We start from the raw sequence: 19590 nt of genomic DNA, 5'->3' as shown, positions 1-19590 counted from the left end.
TCGGCGAGCAAGGGTAGAAACCTGCACGGTGGCGCCAAACCTGGGCGTAAAATCGGGTACGCTCGGGCTCTGGCACCCGATGAGCCCACCCCCTGCACCCACTGCACCTCCTGAAGACGAGCCGCATCTCACGGTTCCGCAGGACGTCAACCCAATCGTCACACCGGACGCTCCGGATCTGACCGGCGTGGTGCTGCTCGATCGCTACCGGGTCGTCAGCAAGCTCGGCGCCGGGGGCATGGGCACGGTGTACCTCGCCGAGCACAGCACAATCGGCAAGCGCTGCGCGATCAAGGTGCTGAGCAGCCAGTACGCGCACCGGGCTGATCTCGTCCAGCGGTTCCTGACCGAGGCCCGCGCGGCCTCGATGATCCCCCAGCAAAACATCGTCGAGATCACGGACTTTGGCGCGACGCCGGACAACTCCGTGTGCTTCGTGATGGAGTACCTCGAGGGCGAGGATCTCGGCGCGCTGGTCAAGCGCGAGGGGCCACTCCCGTGGGATCGGGTCCGCCATCTGGTGCTGCAGATCTGTCGAGCGCTCGACGCCGCTCACGCTGCCGGGATCATTCACCGGGACATGAAGCCCGAGAATTGCTTTCGGATCCGCCGCGAGAAGGACGAGGACTTCATCAAGGTGCTCGACTTTGGCATCGCCAAGGTCCAGAGCGGCGAGCAGATCGGGCCGGGGCTCACGCAGACCGGGATGATCTTCGGAACCCCGGAGTACATGTCCCCCGAGCAGGCCCAGGGCGAGCACGTCGATCATCGCGTCGACATCTACGCCCTTGGCGTGATCATGTTCGAGCTCTTGGTCGGGCGCGTGCCGTTCACGGGTGGGACCTTCATGGGCATCCTGTCCAAGCAAATGTTCGATGTGCCGCCGCGGCCGTCGGACGTGGCCCCCGACGCAGGGATCCCCGCAGAGGCCGAGGCGATCGTGCTCAAGGCCATGCAAAAGGACGCCGACTATCGGTTCCAGACCATGGCGCAGATGATCGCCGCGATCGAAGCGGTCGGCACCGGCGCGGGCCCGGTCGAGATCGTGCCAGAGTCGGTCGCGCGGCCAACGGGCGGGCCCACCAACTTCGCGGGAGCTACCACCGGCGCGCCAGCCTTGGTGCCGGCGGACACGGAGGATCGCAACCGCAGTGGTTGGCGGGCGGCTGGGGGGCTGCTGCTCGCTGTGCTTGCGATCGTGTATCTGTCGTTGCGTGGTCCTACGCAGTTCGAGGCGGACCCGGACCCAGCGGCAGACCCAGCGGCCGAGCCAGAGGCGGACCCAGCGGACGAGCCCGCCGTAGAGCCCGATCCTCAACTCAATCCAGAGGTCGGGGCCGTCGAGCCGCCCATCCAGCCCGAGCCCGCCGCGACCGTCAGCGTGTTGATTGCGACCAACGTGCCGGCGCAGATCCTCGACGCGCGCGACCGGGCTGTCTACGGCAGCACCGACAGCACCGGCCAGCGCACCGCAGGCATCGAGCTCGAGCGATCTGACGAGCCGCTCCAGCTGATCCTGAGCGCCGAGGGCTACGACGAGCTGGCGATCGAGGTCTTGCCCGACGGTGACTCCAAGAAGTATCAGTACGAGCTCGTGGCGGTCGAGGCCGGGGCAGACGCCAAGCCCACCAAGACCAAGCGGCCGCACTCGCCAACACCCGAACCCAAAGCCGCGTCAGAGCAGCCCAAAGCCAGCAATCACCAGCTGCCAACTAAGGGCGCCAACGATGGCGACGTCAAGAATCCGTTCATCAAGTGATCCTGATCAATCGTCGCTCCTGGCTGCGGCAGCTGTTGCTGATCCGCGGCACCTCGCTTGCTTGGACCTGGAAGCGCGTCTCGCTGGCAACCGGCATCGCCATCGCCGCTACGGTGCTGCATGAGCAGCGCGGCAGCTTCGATCACGATCTGTCCCCGCTGCCGTTCACGCTGATCGGCCTGGCGCTCTCGATCTTCCTCGGGTTCCGCAACAACACCAGCTACGATCGGTTCTGGGAGGGTCGCAAGCTGTGGGGCGCGCTGGTCAACGTCGCGCGCTCGTTCACGCGTCAGCTGCTCACGCTGGTTGGGCCCCGCATGGTCGACGCGACCAGCGATCACCGCGCTGGCGAGGTCGAGCAGGCGGAGCTTCGGGCGCTGCGGCACGCCTTGGTCCACGCGCTGATCGCCTATGTCCACACCTTGCGTCACCATCTGCGCGACGAAGACGGGCTGCAGGACAAAGACGGGATCGCGCAGCTCGAGGCCTTGCTGCCCCCCGAGCTGGTCGCGTCACTCCCCGCCGAGCTCAACCGTCCTGTAGCGATCACCCAGTGGATCGGCGAGCAGCTGCGTGCGCTCTACGATCGGGGCTGGATTCACCCGCATCACCTGAACGTGCTCGAGGGCAGCCTCACCGAGATCACCGCGGTCCAAGGCGCCTGCGAGCGGATCAAGTCCACGCCGATCCCGACCAGCTACACCGTGCTGATGCATCGCATCGTGGCACTCTACTGTATCGGGCTGCCGTTCGGGATCCTCTCGACCGTTGGAACCGCGACGCCGGTCGTAGTGGCGATCGTCGCCTACGCGTTCTATGGCCTCGACGCGGTCGGCACCGAGATCGAAGATCCGTTCGGGCTCGACCCCAACGATCTGCCGCTGACGGCGCTGTCGCGGATGATCGAGATCAACCTGCGCCAGCGACTTGGCGAGCAGGAGCTGCCGGCGCTGCTCGGGCCCGTCGATGGAATACTCCAGTGATCGTGACCACGATCGCTCCGAAGACCCTCCTGGCAGGTCTGTTGGTCGCCGCGCTGAGCAGCGGCTTGGGCTGCGGGTGGAAGCTCGAGACGCGTGACTCACCGGCCAACCCCGAGGCCACCACAGCCGACGCTACCGGTACCGCTACAGCTACCCAGGGCACGCTCGCGCCAGCGTTCTCGCTGCCCAACGATGACGGCAGCTTCGTCAGCCTCGACGATCTACTGGCCGAAGGGCGGCCGGCGGTGCTGGTGTTCTACCGCGGCCACTGGTGACCCTACTGTCGTGACCAGCTCGGGAAGCTGGCAAGGGACAAGCCGCGCTTCGACGAGCTCGGGGTGCGCGTCGTCGGGATCAGCGTGGATCCTGCGGCGGACTCGAGGGTGCTGCGCGAGCGGCTGGGCCTGAACTTTCCGCTGCTGACCGACGAAGGTGTGGCGGTGGCTGCGGCCTACGGCGTCGCGATGAAGGGCCAGGACCTCGCGGTGCCATCGACCTTCGTGGTCATGCCCAGCCGCGAAGTGTTCTGGCGCTACGTTGGTGAGACCCCGGCTGATCGGCCCGGCAAGCTCGCCGTGTTGGAGCACGTGGAGGCGGCGCTGGCCGAGCTCGCCAAGCACCCCTCAGCTGCGCCGTAGCGCGACGGCGAGGTCGTCCCCAAGCTCGAAGATCGCCTCTTTGTTGGCCGGGCTGGCTCCGCCCATGGTCAAGAACCCGTGGATCAGCCGCTCGTGGCAGCGGTAGTCGACGGGGATCCCGGCCGCGCGCAGGGTGTCGGCGTACGCGGCTCCCTCGTCGCGCAGCGGATCAAAGCCAGCGGTGCGGATCAGCGCGGGCGCGAGCGCGTCGAACCGGGCGGACAGCAGCGGCGAGACCAGCGGGCTCGTGGCGTCCTCGGGGTTGCCGAGGTAGTGCCCGTGAAACCAGTCGATCATCTTGGTGGTCAGCAGCGCGCCTTCGCCGAACTGGGTGCGCGACGGGAACGGCGCGTCGCACTGCGTCATTGGGTACATGAGCACCTGCAGCGCCGGCTGGGGCAGGTCCGCGTCGCGCAGGCGGTGGCACAGGCCCGCGCACAAGTTGGCGCCTGCCGAGTCTCCGCCGATCGCCACACGATCCGGATCTCCGCCGAGCTCGGTCGCGTGCGCGTAGGCCCAGCGCACGCTGGCCAGGGCGTCGTCGCTCGAGCATGGGAATTTGTGCTCGGGGCTCTTGCGGTAGTCGACCGCGACGACGATGCAGCCCACGCGGCTGGCCAGACACGCGCACGCGTTGGCGTGAGTGTCGAGCCCGCCGATCACGAAGCCGCCGCCGTGAAACCACAACAGTACTGGCAGCGAGGCGGCCTCGGTGTGGGGGCGATACAGGCGCGCGGGCAAGGATCCGGCGGGGCCGGGGATTGTGAAGTCGCGCCGCTCGGCGAGCGAGGTCGGAGGAAGATCGACCAACGCGCCGTCGCTCTGGTAGTGACGCCGGGCTTTGGCAGGGCTCAGGTGGTGGAGCTCGCCAAGCCGGCCCAAGCGCATGAGCGAGAGCAGCACGTGGGTGTGGAGGTCTTGCTCGATCCCGCGATCGCTGCGTGGCGGGGCCCCAAAGCTGGCCCGAAGCAGCCGCTCGGGGGCGGCGGCCAGACCCCGCACCCCGCCGCGCAGGAGGCGTTTCACGCGGCCTCCTGGCCGGGGATGTCGAGCTTTGGGGCGGGTGGGACAGCCTGCGCGAACACGGGCGCAGGTGTACCACTGGGGCCGACATGGCTGGGCTGATCTTTTGGGCGATCATGGGTTCAACGGTTGCGGCCGCAGCTTCGACCATTGATGTCATGCGCTCGTGTTAAGCTCGGCGAGATGGACCCAGCCAACGCCGACGGTCCGCGCCGGACGATGGCGTGGATCGGTCCAGCCGGGGCCGCACCACAGGCTGCGCCCGACCAGGCGCCCGCGAGATCCATGCGTTGGATGCCCAACCCTGGCGTCGCGCCGACGGCCTCCGATCGCGCCGCGGGGACCCCCGTGGCGACGCCCGCGAAGCGCGGGCCAGCGCACCACCACGGTGAGCTGATCGCAGATCGGTACCGGCTCGATCAACCGTTGCGCGAGGGGCCCCTCACCCAGACCTGGCAGGCGACCGACCTCGAGCGCGCGCGGGCGGTCGCGATCGAATTTGGGCGCGAGCAGATCCTCGACGCCGCGCGAGCGCTCGGGCGGCTGGGTCACCCCCACCTCGTCGGGTGCGGTGACTTCGGCCGCCTGCCAGCGGGCACACCCTACGTCGTCCTGGAGTTGGTGGTTGGTGAGTCGGTCGGGCAGCTGCTGGCGCGGCGCGGCTGCGTCGCGTGGGCCCGGGCGGTGCACATCGTCGAGCAAGTCGGCGCGGCGCTCATGGCCGCCCACGAACAGGGCGTCATCCATGGTGACCTGCACACCGGCAACGTGCTCTTGATTGACGCGGGCGACGCTGGCGAGTCTGGGGGTGAGCTCGTGAAGGTGCTCGACTTTGGCCACGCCCGCGCGGCCGAGGACGCGACGCCAGCGTTCATGAGCCCCGAGCAGTGTCGCGGTGCGCTGCCCGATCCACGCAGCGATGTCTACGCGGTCGGCTGCCTGCTCCACGCGCTGATCACGGGCGACCCACCCTTCACTGGCGACCCCAAGCAGCTACGTTGGCGGCAGATCAACGAGGCGCCCAAGTCACTCGGCGAGCGAGCGCCCCGGCAGTTCATCCCCGCCGAGCTCGAGGCCGTCGCGCTGCGCTGCCTGGACAAGCTCCCGGCGCGACGCTACGCCGATCTGCGCGAGCTCATGGCGGCCCTGTCCGACGTGTCCAACTTCGCCGCGGCCGCAGCTGGTGTCGCCCGCGACGCGCACTCGGGCGCCCGTCCGATGGGCTACGCCGGCCGGAGCGCGCCCCGAGATCCGCGAGAGCTGACCAACGGCTACAAGCCAGTCGCGCAGACGATCATCGACGACGAGCCAGATCCCGATCCTGTGCCGGAGCCGCCAGCCTCCAAGCCGCGCGCTCCGTCGTTCGCGGCGGTGGGGGCGATGGTGCTGGGCAGCGTGCTGGCGATCGGCGGGGTCGGCTTTGGCGGCTGGTGGTTGGTCACGCGGCTGATCGCGGAGCCGCCCACCACCGCCACCGAGCAGGCCGAGCAAGCCAGCATCCCCGATCCACCACCGAGCCCGCGCCCGCGCCCGGCGTCAGCGGAGCCGCCTGTCAGCGCCCCCGCGGCAGCGTTGGATGGACCGGATCCCGCGGAACCGGCCGAGGCCGTCGGGGCCACGCAGGGAACCACTCCGCCGGTTGAAGACGAGCGCGCCACGACGAAGCCGGACAAGGCCGCCCCGGCGGAGCCCAAGCCCAAGCCCAAGCCCAAGCCCGAGCCTGAGCCCGAGGCTGAGCCCAAACCCTCGGTCAAGCCCGACAGCAAGGCCAACGAGGGCATCGCCCACGAAGACCTGCTCGATCCCTGGGACTGAGAGGGCCCGTGCGGGCCCGGCCACCTGCCGGCTCAGACGAAGGGGCTCTTGAACACGGGCCGCTTTGGCTTGTGAATGCCCATCTGTGCGTAGCTCTGGCGTAGGTACGTGACACAGAACGCGTCGGGATCGACGGCCGCCCCGGCTCGCAGGGCGCTGACAGCCGCGCGCCACAGCCCCGCCGCCGTTGGACCTGGGCTCACGATGCTCTGCGCGCGCATGGGCTCCGGCAGCTGGTCCGCGTAGGGTCCACACCCGGGACCGAGCGGGGTCACGTCTGCGCCGCGGTGCGTGGGCGGCAAGCTGGCGATCAGCGCCGCGAGCTCGGTGACGCGTTCTTCGTCGAGCGCTTCGATCCTCGCGCCCACGTTGAACAGCGCCCCGTAGACCTGATCGCGGCGGGCGTCCAACACCGCGAGCACCCGCCCGTTGGTCGCGGCCGAGCCCGCGAGCGAGGCCAGGGTCGAGACCGGCACGACCGGAACACCAAGCCCGATCGCCAAGCCCTTCGCTGTTGCGACCGCGACCCGAGAGCCGGTGAACGTGCCTGGCCCGCGCCCGCACGCGACCACGTCGAGCTGCGCCGCGGTGATGCCCGCGCGCTCGAGCGCCGCCCCAAGCCGCAGATGCAGACGCGCAGAGGTCTGGCTGCCGGGGTCCTCGCTCTCGTCTTCTATGATCAGCTGATCCAGCTGATCCAGATCGGTCGAACCAACCCGCCCAAGCGCCACGCAGGTGCGCGGTGCCGAGGCGTCAAAGCAGAGCATCCATCCCATGCAAGTCCCCCGACTCAGTCCATCCAAAACCGCATCACGTCGTTGCGCAGCGCGATCAGCATCAAGAGCAGGATCACGACCAGCCCGATCGCGCTGGCGATCTCACGGGCGCGCTGGCCAAGCGGCTTGCGGCGGATCGCCTCGATCGTGAAGAACAGCAGGTGACCCCCATCGAGGATCGGGATCGGCAGCAGGTTCACGAACGCCAGGTTCAAGCTGATCAGCGCCATCAGCATCAGGAACTCGGTCGGCCCTTGCTCGGCGGCGGTCCCAGCGAACGCGAAGATCCCGACCACGGAGCTCAGCTCTTCGACGCCGCGCTGCAGCGTGACCATCTGGCGCAGCGCCGTCCACATCATCTCGAGCATGTAGACGGTCTCGCCCCACGAGGCCCGGGTCGCGTAGGTGAAGCGCCCGCGAATTGGCTCGAGGTCCGGTGCCTGGCTGATCCCGTACGGCTCGGCGCCAAGGAACAGGTAGCTGAACTCGGTCTTGTAGATGTCCTTGCGGGTGCGCAGATCCTGCTTGACCGTCAGCTCGCGCGGCTCGCCGCCAAGCGACTGGACCAACAGCTTGACGGGCTTGTCCTGCGCACGATCGAGGATGTTGGCGACCGACTCCCAGCGCGTCACCGGCTGGCCATCGACCTCGATGACGCGGTCGCCAGGCAGCAGCCCCGCGCGGGCAGCCGGCGAGTCATGGTTGACCGCGCGCACGAAGGTGTTGGCCGGCAACACCCCCGTGGGCGAGCTGTCTGGCGCGTTTGGCAGACCCGTGCGCCCGCGGGTCTCTTGGCGGGGCAGCAGCTGGGCGTGGTGGCTCTCGAACCACAGCAGGGTGCCCAGCTGAAACGCGGTCGCGTTGGGCCGCAGGTAGGTGAGTCGGACCAAGGAGTCCGGGGGCGTCGCGACCAGCGCCTGCAGCTCTTCGATCGTGCGGACCGGCTCGCCGTCGATCGACGTGATCACATCACCGGTCCGCAGCCCGCCTTCGTAGGCCGGCGACGTGGGGTCGACGATGCCGATCTGCGGCGCGTAGAAGTGCCCGTAGACGCCCAGGACACCGCGCGGCTCGGGGACCCCGAGCGGGTTCTCTACGAAGGTGCGGCGCGGGGTCACGAAGCGCTCGACTCGCTTGCCCTGCTTCTCGATCTCGATCCGCAGCTCGAGGTCGGGCGAGGCGGCGACCTTGGTCTGCATCTCTTTCCACGAGCGCACGTCGTCGCCGTCGATCTCGACGATCCGATCCCCCGGCTCGAGGCCCGCGAGCGCGGCGGCCGAGCCGTCGAGGACCGTGCCGATCACCGGCGGCGGCTGCAGGGCGTGGGTCAGAAAGAAGAAGAAATAGAGCAGGATCGGGACGATCAGATTGGCGATCGGACCGGCCGCCAGCACCAGATAGCGAGCCCACAGCGGCTTGTTCGACAGCGCGCGATCGCGGTCTTGCTCGGGCACCTCGTCGTAGGGGTTTTGCCCGAGCAAGGTCACGTACCCACCCAGTGGGATCGGTGCCAAGCAGTACTCGGTCTCGCCGATCGTCCGGCGTAGCAGCGGTGGTCCGAACCCGATCGAGAACCGCCCCACCTTGACGTCGACGAGCTTGGCGGCCAACAGGTGACCAAGCTCGTGGATGAAGATCAGGGGCCCGATCAGAAGAATGAAGGCGAGGATCTTGGTCATCGCGCAGCTGCGAATTCTGCGCATGTCGATCGGTACGCCGACACGGCCAGGCCTTCATAGTCGAAGCGAGCAAGCAGGGCCACGCCGTTGGGGGCATCTCCACCAACATGGGGCGCTTTGCCTCACGCTTTGCCGCAGGTGAGAGGTCGCGGATCCCGCGTGCGCGGTCCAGCGCCGCTCAGACAATTAGCGCGTCCCCGGTAGCACAGGTAGCATCACGCCGTTGGCGCGAGCGGAGAAAGCTGAAGCGGCGCGGCTCACGATGGACATCCTCGACGACCTCGAGGCGGAGATCGAGATGCTGAAGGTGGCGTACGAGCGCTACTTCAACGGCGTCGATCGGATCCCGCCGCGAAGGGAGCACGACGCTGTCAAGCTGCACCTGCGAAACATCGAACGGATGCGCGGAGGGGTGACGGCGCTGCGGTTTCGAACCCAGACCCTCAAGGCGCGGGTCGTCACCTACGAGCACTACTGGACCCGGATCCTTCGGCAGATCGAGCAGGGAACCTTCAAGCGGCTGCTGGCCGTGTCCGCGCGGCGGGAGTATGAAGCCCAGCGACGCCGGGCCGAAGAAGACGGGAGCGCCGCTGCACAAAGTGGGGTGCGGACCATCGTCGATCCGGCACAGAGCGGGGTTCGACCCAAGGTCGAGCGTGACGCGAGCAAGAGTGGCGTTCGGCCCAAGGTCGATCGCGGCGCGGCCACGGCTCGCGGCGCGGCGAGTCGGCACTTGCCTGACGGGGTCGATGCCCGCGAGGCTCGGGATCTGTTCAAGCAGTTTGTCGCCGCCAAGAAGGCCGCAGGCGAGTCGGTCTCCGGCCTGACCTACGGCCGCCTGATCGACAAGCTGGCTCGAGAGGTGCCCAAATTGCAAAAGAAGCACGGGGACGAGATCCGCTTCGAGGTCGACACCTCTGGCGGCAAGGTCCGGTTGCGCGCTCGCAAGCGCCGATCTGACCAAAAGGCCTCATGACTCACTCCAGCCGCGTGGACGGGGCGCTGAATCCCTCCTATCGTTCCGCGTCTGAGCCCCCCGACAAGAAGAGGTACATGATGCGAACCTACTTTTCATTGGCCATGGTCTCTGTCCTTGCGCTCGCCGGTTGTGCGAAGAAGCAAGTCGACGAGACCCAAAATCCCGACGCTGCCACCGACGCTGACGGCTCGGGCGACTCCGACTCCGCAACAACGGGCTCTAGCCGCGCGCGAGGATCCACGGCGACCCGCAGCGGCGGGCGCAACACCAAGGCCCGCAAGGTCACCGCCAAGAAGCCGCCGCGCGTCGTCCCCGACGAGGGTAGTGGCGAAGAGGAAGGACCCAACGGGCTGTTCGCCGAGGGCTTCGCCGTCGCTGCCGTCTCCGCCGTTCCAGACTTCAGCAGCCTTGGCGAGCCCAGCAGCAGCTTCGTGGTCCCCAACCTCGACTTTGACGAGGACGACGCGGCCAACGGCTTTCCGGGCGCGTCTGAGCTGACCTCCAACTACGGCATCCGGTTCTCCGGTTCAATCAACATCACCGAAGAGGCCGAGTACGAGCTGTGCCTGCACAGTGACGACGGCTCGCAGCTGCTGCTCGAGGACACCTTGCTCGTCGACAACGACGGCGTCCACGAAGAAGCCGTCGAGGCCTGCGAGCTGCTGTACCTCGCGCCCGGTGAGTACAGGCTCGAGATCCGCTACATCCAAGCGGACGGCCCGCTCATGACGATGCACTTCGCGTGGGCGATGAACGGCGGCGACAAGGTCATCGTCCCGACCGAGGTGCTGTTCAAACCCGACGCCACCGGCGCGTAGTCACTCCAAGCACGCAAGGTGCACGACCTGCGGCGGGGCTTGCTCGCGTCGCAACAACAACTGCCCGACCCCAGCGACTTCAAAGTCGAGGAGGTCGGGTAGCTCAATTAGATCGTAGGTCGTCCACAGCGGCCAGCTGCCGACGTCGATCAGCGGCACGCCTTGCAGCACGCCGTCGTGGACATCGAGGATCACGCCCTGGTCGGCGAGCTGGACCAACCGGCCCCGTCCATCGAGCGGTAGGGGATGCCGCAGCGGGATGTAGACATCGTCGATCGTGTCGAACCGCAGCAGCAGCGCGTCGTCTTCGAGGAGATCGTTGCGCACGTGCAGCTGGATCGAATAGGGGTCCTGCGTGACGGCGACCGGGCCAAGCGAGACCGGGAAGGTGTGGACCCACAGTGAGCGCAGCGTGACCAGCCGCGCCGTTGGGCCGCCCGGGGTGACCCGCATGTCGAGCAGGGCCACGTCGGAGACCGGCGCCAAATCCTGGTTGGGTGGTGCGTTGGGCAGCGGGTCTGCCAGCGCGCGCTGCTGCGTGAAGCCGATCGGGACCCGCGACGTGCCAGGGAGCAGCGCCGAGCCGCCCGCGCCGATCACCGGGAGCCAGTACGAGAGCGCGAGCGCGCAGCCGGCTGCCTCTGCGTGGGCGCAGGGATCAAAGGTCAACGCCCAGCTGGTCCCAAACTCGAGGGTCTCGCGTTCGAGCGCGAGCAGGCCAAGCGAGAGCGTGGGGTCGGTGCTGCAGTTTGGGATCGCCAGCAGGTAGGGCCGACCTTCCGCCACCAACAAGCTGCGCGAGTAGTCCGTGGGGCAGCTGCCGTTGTGCTCGTCAACGGGGAAGTTGCTGAGATCGCTGTTGCTCGCGGTCACGCCCAGCTCCGGCTGGAGCCGCCGCAGCACGGTCGCGTTGCCAGCTTCGCTGAGCACCCACGCCTCGCCTGGGTCGGCCCCAGCGCGCATCTCGACGTGCTTGGGGCTGGGCGTGAAGACACCAAGCTCGAGGATCGGGGTAGGGGCCTCGCTCGGGCTGGCCGGGACCCGCACGATTGCGAGCTCCTCGAACTGGGCGTCGTTGATGAACGTTGTCAGCGCCCACCCGCCAGCCGAGCCAGGGGCGTCGCTGATGAAGCGATGCACCGGTCCGTCGAGCTCGAGGCTCTCGTGCACAACGGTCACGCACTCGCCGGCCGGGGTGACGATCGCGTCGAGGTCGATCGGCCCGCGGGGATCCTCGCAGCCTGCTGCGACCACCAGCGCGATCAGACCGAGCCCCAGCGCCCGACCGCGAGCGCGGCTCATCGCGGCAGCACCTCGTCGATGATCTCACCCGTGACTTCGGCGAGGCGCGCGAGCGCGGCCGGGTCGACGTTGAGGGCAGGCATCCAGTAGATCGTGTCATGCAGCGGCCGCAGCAGCACCTGCCGGTCCATCGCCGCGGCCCGAAGCGCCAGGCCCAAGCGACCATCGGCGGGGCCGCGCGTGCGGTCGAGGGTCAGCGCGCCCACCAGCCCGGCCTGGCGGCTCTCGATCACCTGCGGGTGTCGATCCGCGAGCTCACGCCGCAGCGTCGCCATCTGTGCGATGCGCTCGGGCAGGTTTGCGAGGGTGCGCTCGGCCTCGAACACCTCGAGGCTGGCGAGCCCGGCCGCGCAGGTGATCGGGTTGCCCGTGAAGGTGTGGCTGTGGGCGAAGCTGCGGGCGGGGTCGCCCTTGAACGCGTCTTCGAAGCCGGCCCGGATCAGCGTGGCCGCGAGCGGCAACACCCCGCCCGACAGGCCCTTGCTGAGGCACAGCAGATCCGGGGCGCGCCCGGCCCACTCGCTGGCGAACAGCTTGCCCGTCCGCCCAAACGCGACGGCGATCTCATCCGCGATCACGTGGATGTCCAGCCGCCGGCAGGTGTCGACGAGGCGCCGATAAAAGCCGACGCCGGGCATGTTCATCTTACTCGCGCACTGGATCAGCGGCTCGACGACGAACGCGGTCAGCTCGTGGGCGTGGGCCTCGAGCAGCGCGACCGCCCGATCGGCCTCGGGGGTGTCCGCGCCCAGGCCCGCGCCCTCGCCCGGATCGAGGTCTTCGTGCTCGTGGGCGGCAAAGCTGGGAACCGGCAGGTACAGGGCGTCGTGGAGCAGGGCCGAGAACGGCTCGCGCCAGGCCTCGCTGCCGCAGACCGACAGCGCGCCCAGGGTCTCGCCGTGATAGCTGCGCTGCAACGCCGCGAATCGTCGCCGACCCGTCTGGCCGGTGAGGACGCGTGATTGATAGCTGAGCTTGAGCGCGACCTCGACCGAGGCCGAGCCGCAGTCGCTGTAGAACACCTTGCCGTAGTGGACCTGCTCATCGCGTGGCGCGAGCGCGAGCAGCCGCTCCGCGAGCTCGATCGCCGGCGTGTGGGTGAACCCCGCGAACATCACGTGGTCGAGCTGCGCGACCTGACGCTGGATCGCCGCGACGATGTGTGGGTGGCCGTGGCCGTGGATCGACGTCCACCACGAGCCGATCCCATCGAGGATCTGGCGCCCATCTTCGTCGGTCAGCCAGACCCCGCGGGCCGAGCGGATCGGCAGCGGGGGCGTGCGCTCGAGATCGCCGAAGTGGGTCGCGGGGTGCCAGAGCACGGCCTGATCCCGGCGACTGAGCTCACTCATTCGGCCTCGCCCGCATCGTCGGTCTCGTCCGCGTGATCTGGCTCGCCGGCGCCAACGGGGGTCATCAGGGTTGGCTCGCTGCTGCCGGGCTCCCGATCTGGCTGAGGGTCTAGCTCAGAGTCGGGCTCGGACGCGTCGGTCGGGTCGGTCGGGTCGGTCGGCGCTGGCTCGCCGACCAGCTTGCGGAGCGTTCGCACCAACGGGAGGTCGGCGTCAGCTTGCCGCCAGCGCTCGAGCACCTCGCGGCGCTTGTTGGTGGCGGTGGCCGAGGCGAGCAGCGCGTCGTCGACCTGCGCGTCGACCAGCAGCGCCCACGGATCTCCCGGCGCGACGCTGACGAGATCGTCGGCCAGCCGGCGCGCGAGCTTGGGGTTGGGCCGCGCGTCGCCGCCGTTGAAGCAGAGCGCTGCGTAGATGTCGAGCTGGCGCAGGTAGGTCTCGAACGGCGGCACGGTGTGGGTGACGACGCTGGCCTGGATGCCCCGCGCCCAGCACTCGCGGCGATCGATCGAGACCTGCGCGCTCGCGATCTCGCGCTCGATCGTGCTCATCGCCCGCTGGTCGGCGCCATCGAGGCGCCCCGCGATCCACATGTTGTGCACGAGCCCCGGGCCCACGGCGCCGCAGCGCTCGGGGGCCGTGTCGAGCTCGAAGCGGTAGGCGTAGCCGCACCAACTGTCGAGCATCCATTGTTGCAGCGGGTGCGGGCCCGGGCCGGTTGCGTAGCGATCCATGATCACCGTCGCGTCGTTCAGCCGGCCAGCGTCGAGCAGCAGCCGCATGGTTGGGCGCGGATCGTAGTCCTCCACTCGCTTGGCCCACTCGTTGGCGCGGTCGATCTCGCCGCTGAGCGCGTAGAATTGGGCGGCCCTCGCCAACACGATCGGCGCCTCGGGGTGGCCCGTCAGCAGATCGTCGAGGAGGTTGCGAGCTTCGTCGAAGCGGCCAAGCGCCACGTGCAGCTCGAAGCGCGCGAGCTGCCAGTGGATCGCCAGCGGCGGGCCGTCTTCCAGATCGGGCGCTTCATCGAGGCGCTGCAGCACGTCCTGCGCTTCTTGGCGCAAGGTTGGCCCGAGATCGCGGGCAGCCTCGATGCGCGGGACCAAGGACTCGTTGACCGCCAGAGGCAGCCACGCGTCGGGGAGGTTGCTGGACTTGCTCGGGTCGAGCAGCGCCCTCAGCTCCGACGAGAGACTGTACGAGGCCGAGCACGCGCCCATCGCCAGCTCGCGCCAGTCCGCGCTGCCGCGCCACTGCTCGCCGGCCCCGTCGGGTGTGTAGCCGGCCGCCTGACAGCGATCCCAGCGGCGCGGCTCGTTGCCCAGCGCGTGCTCGAGAGTCGCCCGCCAATACACCACGGCCGCCGAGTCGGGGGCGCGGACCTCGAGACGCTCGATCTGTCGGACCGCGCTGGCATGGTCGCCAACATCGAAGCTGCGCACGAACGCGTCGAGATCCGCGGCCGCGATCGCGTCGGGCAGGCCCATGTCGAGGTAGCGCCGTTCCTCCGCGCTGCGCAGCCCGAGGCTGATCAACCCGAGCGTGATCGCCAGCACACCCGCGGCGATGATCCATCGCCAGCGCTTGGCCAGCGGCGACACCAGGTTGGCCGCTGCGTTGGCCGAGATGGGGCGCTGCTCGGGATCCGACGACATGCACCTCGACACCAACAGCGCCAAATTCCACGGCGTGTCCTTGCGAAGCTGCCGGATCGGCGGCGGCTTCTCTTCCTTGAGCTTGATCAGGAACACCTTGGCGTTGGGCGCCTCGATCGGCAGGCGACCGCTCAACATCTGGTAGAGCATCACGCCAAACGAATACAGATCACTCTGGACCGTCGCGGGCGCGCCCTCCCACAGCTCGGGAGCCATGTATGCAGGGCTGCCAAAGATCGTCCCGGCCTCGGTGCGGACCAGCGAGCGGGCCTCGGCGGGGTTGGGGCGGACACCGGGGGTCGGGGAGTCGAAGCCCGCGACCCCAAAGTCCATGACGATCGCCCCGCGGTGGGTGAGCATCACGTTGGCGGGCTTGAGATCGCGGTGGACGATACCGGCCGCGTGCGCAGCCGCGAGCCCCGAGAGGATCTCGTAGCTGATCTCTCGGATCTCACGCAGCGTCATGGGCGGATCACCCAGCTCACCACCGTCGACCTCGCGGGCGCGCACGCCGGTCGGTTGACCCGTTGCCTGGGCTGGCCCGCTACCGCTGTCATCGGCGTCGCCGTTGTTGCCACGGCCGCCGCGGCTCACCCGGCTCACATCAATTAGCTGCTCGAGGGTCTGCCCCTGCAAGTGCTCCATCGAGAAATACGGCAGCCCGTCGGTCTCGCCCGTGTCGTAGATGCGGACGACGTTGGGGTGAGTCACCGAGTGCGCCAGCGCGACCTCCCGCAAGAACCGACGCACGGTCGCGCGGCTCTTGGCCATGTCACCGCGAAGCACCTTGAGCGCGACGTGCTTCTTGAGCAGCCGATCGCTGGCGAGGAACACCTCGCCCATCGAGCCGCTGCCGAGCCGCCGCTCGAGCGTGTAGCGATCGTTGATGATCGCGCCCTCTTCCCACACACCAACCTTGGTCGGGGCGCGGTGCTGGCTGCGGCCATCCGCGATCGAGTCGGCGGCGGCGGCGGCGACGTCTGCGCGAGCTGGCTTGCGGCCTGCCGGCGTACTCAGCTCGGCGGTCTGATCGGGCGGGAACACGCGTCTCAGGATGTTAGCCGATACCCCGAAATTGCTACGATTTCCAACCCTGCGTGCGGCTCGCAGGCGGGCAGCCGGAAAATGGCGCCAGGCGAGACTACTGATCGCCCGGCCGGGCTGGTGCCAAGTAGGTGCTGGCGGGGGATCACCTGTCGCCCGGTCGCGGGTTGTCACCCAAGTCAAGCGCGCTCAGAACCGGTATCGTTGCTCGCGCCCCTTGGAGGTCCCATGTCTGCTTCAAACTTCCGTATCGAGTCGCCTCCCTGCCCACGGCCCGCGTCCGCTCGGAGGGGACTGGTTCAGGGTCTGGGTCATGTCCTGCGCGTCTGTCTCGTCGCGGTCGGGTTCTCGACCGCCGCGGGGCTCGGCTGCGTGCTCGTCGTAGAGGACACCGAGTGCGGGCCGTTCGCGTACGACTACCGCGGGGCCTGCTACTGCGAGGACGGCTTCGACGGCGATGATCCCTACGGCGCCGGCTGCTCGCCGCTGATGACCTTCCGCGTGACCGACGACTGCGACGACGGATCGCACGTGAGCTGGAAGTTGTTCTCGGATGCGCGCGACTGGACGTGGCCCTCTGGGTCCGCGGAGTACAGGACGCCGGGTCTGGGCTACGACGGACTCGAGACCATCTTGTGTGATGTCGACGAGTGGATCTGTTTCGGCGCGCAGACCGACAGCGGCCTGAGCTACGGGGTCGGCATCGACTTCTCCGAAGACTGCGACGACTGCTGTTATCCATGCGAGAGCCGCGAGGTCGATCTCGGCTACCTCACCTGCAACTGACGCGCAGGCGGACCAAGTTCCGGGCGCTTGGCAGTTGCCCGATCTGGTGGCATAGTCCGCCCACGTTTCGGCCGCCGTCTACGCACGCGCGGGGATATGAAGACAAAATGTTGGAGATCGCTCGACTACTCGAGAACGCGTTGGCGAACAATCGCTCGGGCTTGCGCAAAGCTGCCAAGCAGACGCTAGCCAAGGCACCCCTCATCACCACGATCCGCGAGCTGCTCGCTAGCGAGGCCGGTGACGCCATGCGCGAGCTGACCTTGTCCGACCTCGAGGATGCCCTGATCGCCGCCGGCGCCGGTGCGAAGCGTGGGACCAGCGGCGAGTCCAGCGTAGCGAGCCCCGCTAGCAATGGCGGGCGTCAGGCTGATGTCGACACCAAGCCCGCGACCTCGGCCGACAGCCAGAGCCGCGAGGAATTCATGTACCGGCGCATCCTCGAGGTGCTCACCGACACCCCGTCACTGACGATCGGGCAGCTCGCCAAGCGCATCGAGGTCGACACCATCGAGCTGCGTGGCTACCTGTCGTGGATGCGGCGCGTCGGCAAGGTCTCGAGCATCGGACGGGCTCGGGCCACCCGCTACTCGCTGCCCGACGGCGTCGTCGCGGCCGGCTGAGCGTGCTGTCAGCTCGGGCGTGGGCGTCTCGCCCGCTCGCGGGTGACATGGCGACACGGGTGACATGGGCGACGTGCGCGGACGGGGTCACCGTGGGCAGCATCGTGTCCGCAGCTCCGGCGCGCCGCTTGCTCGGTTCCGGCGCTTGCGGGATGCTCTCGCGTGACAGTGACCACCGGGGACGCACACACGCCAACCGGTGACCTGCTCGAGCAGGTCGCCGCGCTCAAACACGATCTTGGAAAGTACGTCGCGTGGACGTCGGCCAACCTCGACGAGGCGGTGTGGGATGGCCCCGTCGCCGAGGAATTGCTGACCGCGCTGCGTGCTGATCTGCTCGAGACCCGCAAGCACGGCGACCGCCGCGAGGCCGCGTGGGAGATCTGGCAGGCCCACGTTGGCGCGCTGCCGCGTCCGCTCGAGCCCGAGCTCGAGGCCGTCGGCAGCGCCGTCGCCAGGCTCGAGCGGGTCGGCGCGGCGCTGGCCAACGATGACCGCGAGACGCTCGCGCGCGAGCGGGCCAACATCCGGGCGGCCCAGCAGGACATCCGTCTACAGCTGCGAAACCTCCACCGACGGCTGCTGCGGGACCGCGACTAGCAGATGTCGTCGATCCTGATCATCGACGACGAGGACAAGTACCTCGAGCTGTGCCGGCGCTTCATGCCCGAGCACGAGTTCGTCGGACCCGCGCGCAACCACCAACAGGCGATGCAGATCCTGGCGCGTTCGCGCCGGAGCATCGATCTGGTCCTGCTCGACGTTCACTTCGACATCCCCAACGAGGATCTGCTCCCCGAGGACAAGTCCGCGTTGCTGGCAAAGGGTGACGCGGAGCGCGTGCACGAGCGGCTGCGTCGCTCACAGGGCCTGCAGATCCTCGATCGTCTGCGTCGTCGCTACCCGGATCTGCCGGTCATCGTGATGACCGCGCTCGACGATCTTCCGCTCGAGGCCGACGCCGAGCGGCTCCACGCCGAGGACTACACCTATCTGCTCGACGACGAGTACCTCGACGCGCGCGCGCTCAAGGTCCAGGTCGAGGGCATCCTCGCTCGCGACCAGCGCAGCTCGGCCGACGATGAGGGGCCATTTTACTGGGGCACGGCGCCGGCGATGGCAGATCTGCGCCGCCGGCTGGCGATCCTCGCGCGCGGGCAGCTGCCGGTCATCATTCAGGGCGAGACCGGAACCGGCAAGAGCCTGCTGGCGCGCGAGTACATTCATCCGCACTCGCAGCGCACGGGGCCGTTCATGGCCGTGGATCTGAGCACGATCCCGTCGGAGCTGATGGCCGCGCAGCTGTTTGGCGTGGTCAAGGGCGCCTACACCGGCGCCAGCAGCTCGCGCGAGGGTGTGTTGGCGCGGGCCCACGGTGGCACGTTGTTCCTCGATGAGATCGGCAACCTCGCGCTCGAGCTGCAAAAATCGCTGCTCTTGGTCCTGCAAGAGGGCGGCTATCGACCGGTCGGATCGGTTGAAGAGCGCACGGCGGACATCAAGCTGGTCGTCGCAACCAACGAAAATTTGGCGCAGATGGTCCGCAGCGGGCGGTTCCGCGAGGATCTGTTCATGCGCTTGAACCCGTCGACGGCGGTGACCCTGCCCAGCCTTCGCCAGCGCCGCGACGACTTTCAACACTTGCTCGAGTTCTTCCTCGAGCGCGTGTGCCAAGGCGGCTACAACCGGGACTTGCTCATGCAGTACGCCGAGCAGCGCGGGCTGTGGGCGCCAGCCGAGCAAGAGCGACTGCGGGTCACCGTGGGCCGCAAGGTCCCGATCAAGCCAGATCCACGCCGGATCCACCTGTTGCTGCACCAAAACAGCTACAACCTGCTGCAGGACTTCGACTGGCCCGGCAACTTTCGCCAGTTCGAGATGGTGCTCTCGAACCTGGTGACCTTCACGCTCGTCGAGCTCGTCGATCGGGTCGATCAGATCGAGCCGGTCGAGTCGGAAGATGGCGAGCTCGAGGCCCGGCCCGATGTCATCGTGATCCAGCCCCGCACGATCCGTGATCTGCTGCGGCCCTTCGCCGAGGCGGGGCTCGGCGAGCCGGTCGCCGAGCTCGGTGACGACCTCATCGAAGACAGCGAGGGCCTGCGCCTGCGGGTCCGCGTGTCCCCAGCAGAGTCACTCAACGCCGTCAGCTGCGAGGTCGAGCGGCAGTACCTCGAGCGCCTGTATCACCACTTCGCGGGGGACTTGTCGCGGGTCGCGGAGTTCTTGCTCGCCGATCCCGAGTCGGGTCGCAAGGTCCAGCTGCGCATGAACCAGCTGGGCATCAAGCTGCGCGAGCTCAAGCGCTCGCGGGCGGGGTGAGGCCGGAATATGTGGACACGGCGACGCGCTTGGTCG

General features: G+C 68.4%; 16 protein-coding genes and 1 pseudogene. 11 read left to right on the top strand and 6 right to left on the bottom strand.

Features of this window, described 5'->3' with window-relative positions; genetic code table 11:
- Positions 1-79: 79 nt before the first annotated feature.
- The 4 genes and pseudogenes from DB30_RS18655 to DB30_RS18640 form a co-directional block, all read left to right on the top strand.
- Positions 80-1759: a serine/threonine protein kinase gene (locus DB30_RS18655; RefSeq protein WP_146659532.1), complete on the top strand. Its 1680-nt coding sequence runs from the start codon at positions 80-82 to the stop codon at positions 1757-1759.
- Entirely contained in the window at positions 1756-2742 is a 987-nt protein-coding gene (locus tag DB30_RS18650) for a bestrophin family protein (RefSeq protein WP_052550819.1), read from the top strand. The genes DB30_RS18655 and DB30_RS18650 overlap by 4 nt, the downstream gene beginning before the upstream one ends.
- A 2-nt stretch (positions 2743-2744) precedes the next feature.
- Positions 2745-3017, top strand: coding sequence for a redoxin domain-containing protein (locus DB30_RS18645; RefSeq protein ID WP_146659530.1), 273 nt, complete (start codon positions 2745-2747; stop codon positions 3015-3017).
- A 12-nt stretch (positions 3018-3029) separates the two neighbouring features.
- Positions 3030-3380: pseudogene (locus DB30_RS18640) on the top strand (peroxiredoxin family protein); the annotation flags it as partial.
- Here DB30_RS18640 and DB30_RS18635 read toward each other — a convergent pair.
- A complete protein-coding gene (locus DB30_RS18635; protein ID WP_052550813.1) occupies positions 3366-4406 on the bottom strand; it encodes an alpha/beta hydrolase in 1041 nt (346 codons plus the stop codon). The pseudogene DB30_RS18640 and the gene DB30_RS18635 sit on opposite strands and share 15 nt — an antisense overlap.
- Positions 4407-4586: 180 nt before the next feature.
- Between DB30_RS18635 and DB30_RS18630 the strand changes: the two genes are divergently transcribed.
- Positions 4587-6218: a serine/threonine-protein kinase gene (locus DB30_RS18630; protein ID WP_165703833.1), complete on the top strand. Its 1632-nt coding sequence runs from the start codon at positions 4587-4589 to the stop codon at positions 6216-6218.
- Positions 6219-6250: 32 nt separating this feature from the next.
- Here the strand turns inward: DB30_RS18630 and tsaB are convergent, their stop codons facing one another.
- Both tsaB and rseP read right to left on the bottom strand, forming a co-directional pair.
- Entirely contained in the window at positions 6251-6985 is a 735-nt protein-coding gene (gene tsaB, locus DB30_RS18625; protein WP_052550809.1) for a tRNA (adenosine(37)-N6)-threonylcarbamoyltransferase complex dimerization subunit type 1 TsaB, read from the bottom strand.
- 23 nt (positions 6986-7008) lie between these two features.
- Complete coding sequence (gene rseP, locus DB30_RS18620) at positions 7009-8673, bottom strand: RIP metalloprotease RseP (RefSeq protein WP_052550807.1); 1665 nt, start codon at positions 8671-8673, stop codon at positions 7009-7011.
- A gap of 223 nt (positions 8674-8896) precedes the next feature.
- Here rseP and DB30_RS18615 point away from each other — a divergent pair, with 223 nt between their 5' ends.
- Positions 8897-9649 (top strand): MXAN_5187 C-terminal domain-containing protein, encoded by a 753-nt coding sequence (locus tag DB30_RS18615; protein WP_146659520.1) that lies wholly within the window; start codon positions 8897-8899, stop codon positions 9647-9649.
- Between the two features lie 104 nt (positions 9650-9753).
- On the top strand, positions 9754-10470 hold the full coding sequence (locus DB30_RS18610) for a PA14 domain-containing protein (protein WP_165703832.1): 717 nt from the start codon (positions 9754-9756) through the stop codon (positions 10468-10470).
- Here the strand turns inward: DB30_RS18610 and DB30_RS18605 are convergent, their stop codons facing one another.
- The 3 genes from DB30_RS18605 to DB30_RS18595 are packed head-to-tail and all read right to left on the bottom strand — an operon-like array spanning position 10471 to position 15823.
- Complete coding sequence (locus DB30_RS18605; RefSeq protein ID WP_052550801.1) at positions 10471-11772, bottom strand: hypothetical protein; 1302 nt, start codon at positions 11770-11772, stop codon at positions 10471-10473.
- The gene (gene bioA, locus DB30_RS18600; protein WP_052550799.1) at positions 11769-13124 is read right to left on the bottom strand and encodes an adenosylmethionine--8-amino-7-oxononanoate transaminase; all 1356 of its coding nucleotides are present in this window, start codon (positions 13122-13124) and stop codon (positions 11769-11771) included. The genes DB30_RS18605 and bioA overlap by 4 nt, the downstream gene beginning before the upstream one ends.
- Complete coding sequence (locus tag DB30_RS18595; protein ID WP_052550797.1) at positions 13121-15823, bottom strand: protein kinase domain-containing protein; 2703 nt, start codon at positions 15821-15823, stop codon at positions 13121-13123. Before DB30_RS18595 ends, bioA begins: the two co-directional genes overlap by 4 nt.
- Positions 15824-16051: 228 nt before the next feature.
- Here DB30_RS18595 and DB30_RS18590 point away from each other — a divergent pair, with 228 nt between their 5' ends.
- From DB30_RS18590 to DB30_RS18575, 4 genes are all read left to right on the top strand, one after another.
- Positions 16052-16609, top strand: coding sequence for a hypothetical protein (locus DB30_RS18590; RefSeq protein WP_146659516.1), 558 nt, complete (start codon positions 16052-16054; stop codon positions 16607-16609).
- Positions 16610-16716: 107 nt separating this feature from the next.
- On the top strand, positions 16717-17232 hold the full coding sequence (locus DB30_RS18585; RefSeq protein WP_052550793.1) for a hypothetical protein: 516 nt from the start codon (positions 16717-16719) through the stop codon (positions 17230-17232).
- Between the two features lie 162 nt (positions 17233-17394).
- The gene (locus tag DB30_RS18580; RefSeq protein ID WP_146659514.1) at positions 17395-17832 is read left to right on the top strand and encodes a hypothetical protein; all 438 of its coding nucleotides are present in this window, start codon (positions 17395-17397) and stop codon (positions 17830-17832) included.
- A gap of 3 nt (positions 17833-17835) precedes the next feature.
- Positions 17836-19554: a sigma-54-dependent transcriptional regulator gene (locus tag DB30_RS18575; protein WP_052550790.1), complete on the top strand. Its 1719-nt coding sequence runs from the start codon at positions 17836-17838 to the stop codon at positions 19552-19554.
- Positions 19555-19590 lie beyond the last annotated feature (36 nt).

Source organism: Enhygromyxa salina, from assembly GCF_000737335.2.
GTDB lineage: Bacteria > Myxococcota_A > Polyangia > Nannocystales > Nannocystaceae > Plesiocystis > Plesiocystis salina_C.
This window is presented reverse-complemented; position numbering and strand designations above follow the sequence as displayed.

Bases quoted from the DNA above. Each gene is read 5' to 3' on its own strand.
- DB30_RS18655 (WP_146659532.1), top strand. From the start codon at position 80: ATGAGCCCACCCCCTGCACCCACTGCACCTCCTGAAGACGAGCCGCAT.
- DB30_RS18630 (WP_165703833.1), top strand. From the start codon at position 4,587: ATGGACCCAGCCAACGCCGACGGTCCGCGCCGGACGATGGCGTGGATC.
- tsaB (WP_052550809.1), bottom strand. From the start codon at position 6,985: ATGCTCTGCTTTGACGCCTCGGCACCGCGCACCTGCGTGGCGCTTGGG.
- rseP (WP_052550807.1), bottom strand. From the start codon at position 8,673: ATGACCAAGATCCTCGCCTTCATTCTTCTGATCGGGCCCCTGATCTTC.
- DB30_RS18610 (WP_165703832.1), top strand. From the start codon at position 9,754: ATGGTCTCTGTCCTTGCGCTCGCCGGTTGTGCGAAGAAGCAAGTCGAC.
- DB30_RS18605 (WP_052550801.1), bottom strand. From the start codon at position 11,772: ATGAGCCGCGCTCGCGGTCGGGCGCTGGGGCTCGGTCTGATCGCGCTG.
- bioA (WP_052550799.1), bottom strand. From the start codon at position 13,124: ATGAGTGAGCTCAGTCGCCGGGATCAGGCCGTGCTCTGGCACCCCGCG.
- DB30_RS18590 (WP_146659516.1), top strand. From the start codon at position 16,052: ATGTCTGCTTCAAACTTCCGTATCGAGTCGCCTCCCTGCCCACGGCCC.
- DB30_RS18585 (WP_052550793.1), top strand. From the start codon at position 16,717: ATGTTGGAGATCGCTCGACTACTCGAGAACGCGTTGGCGAACAATCGC.
- DB30_RS18575 (WP_052550790.1), top strand. From the start codon at position 17,836: ATGTCGTCGATCCTGATCATCGACGACGAGGACAAGTACCTCGAGCTG.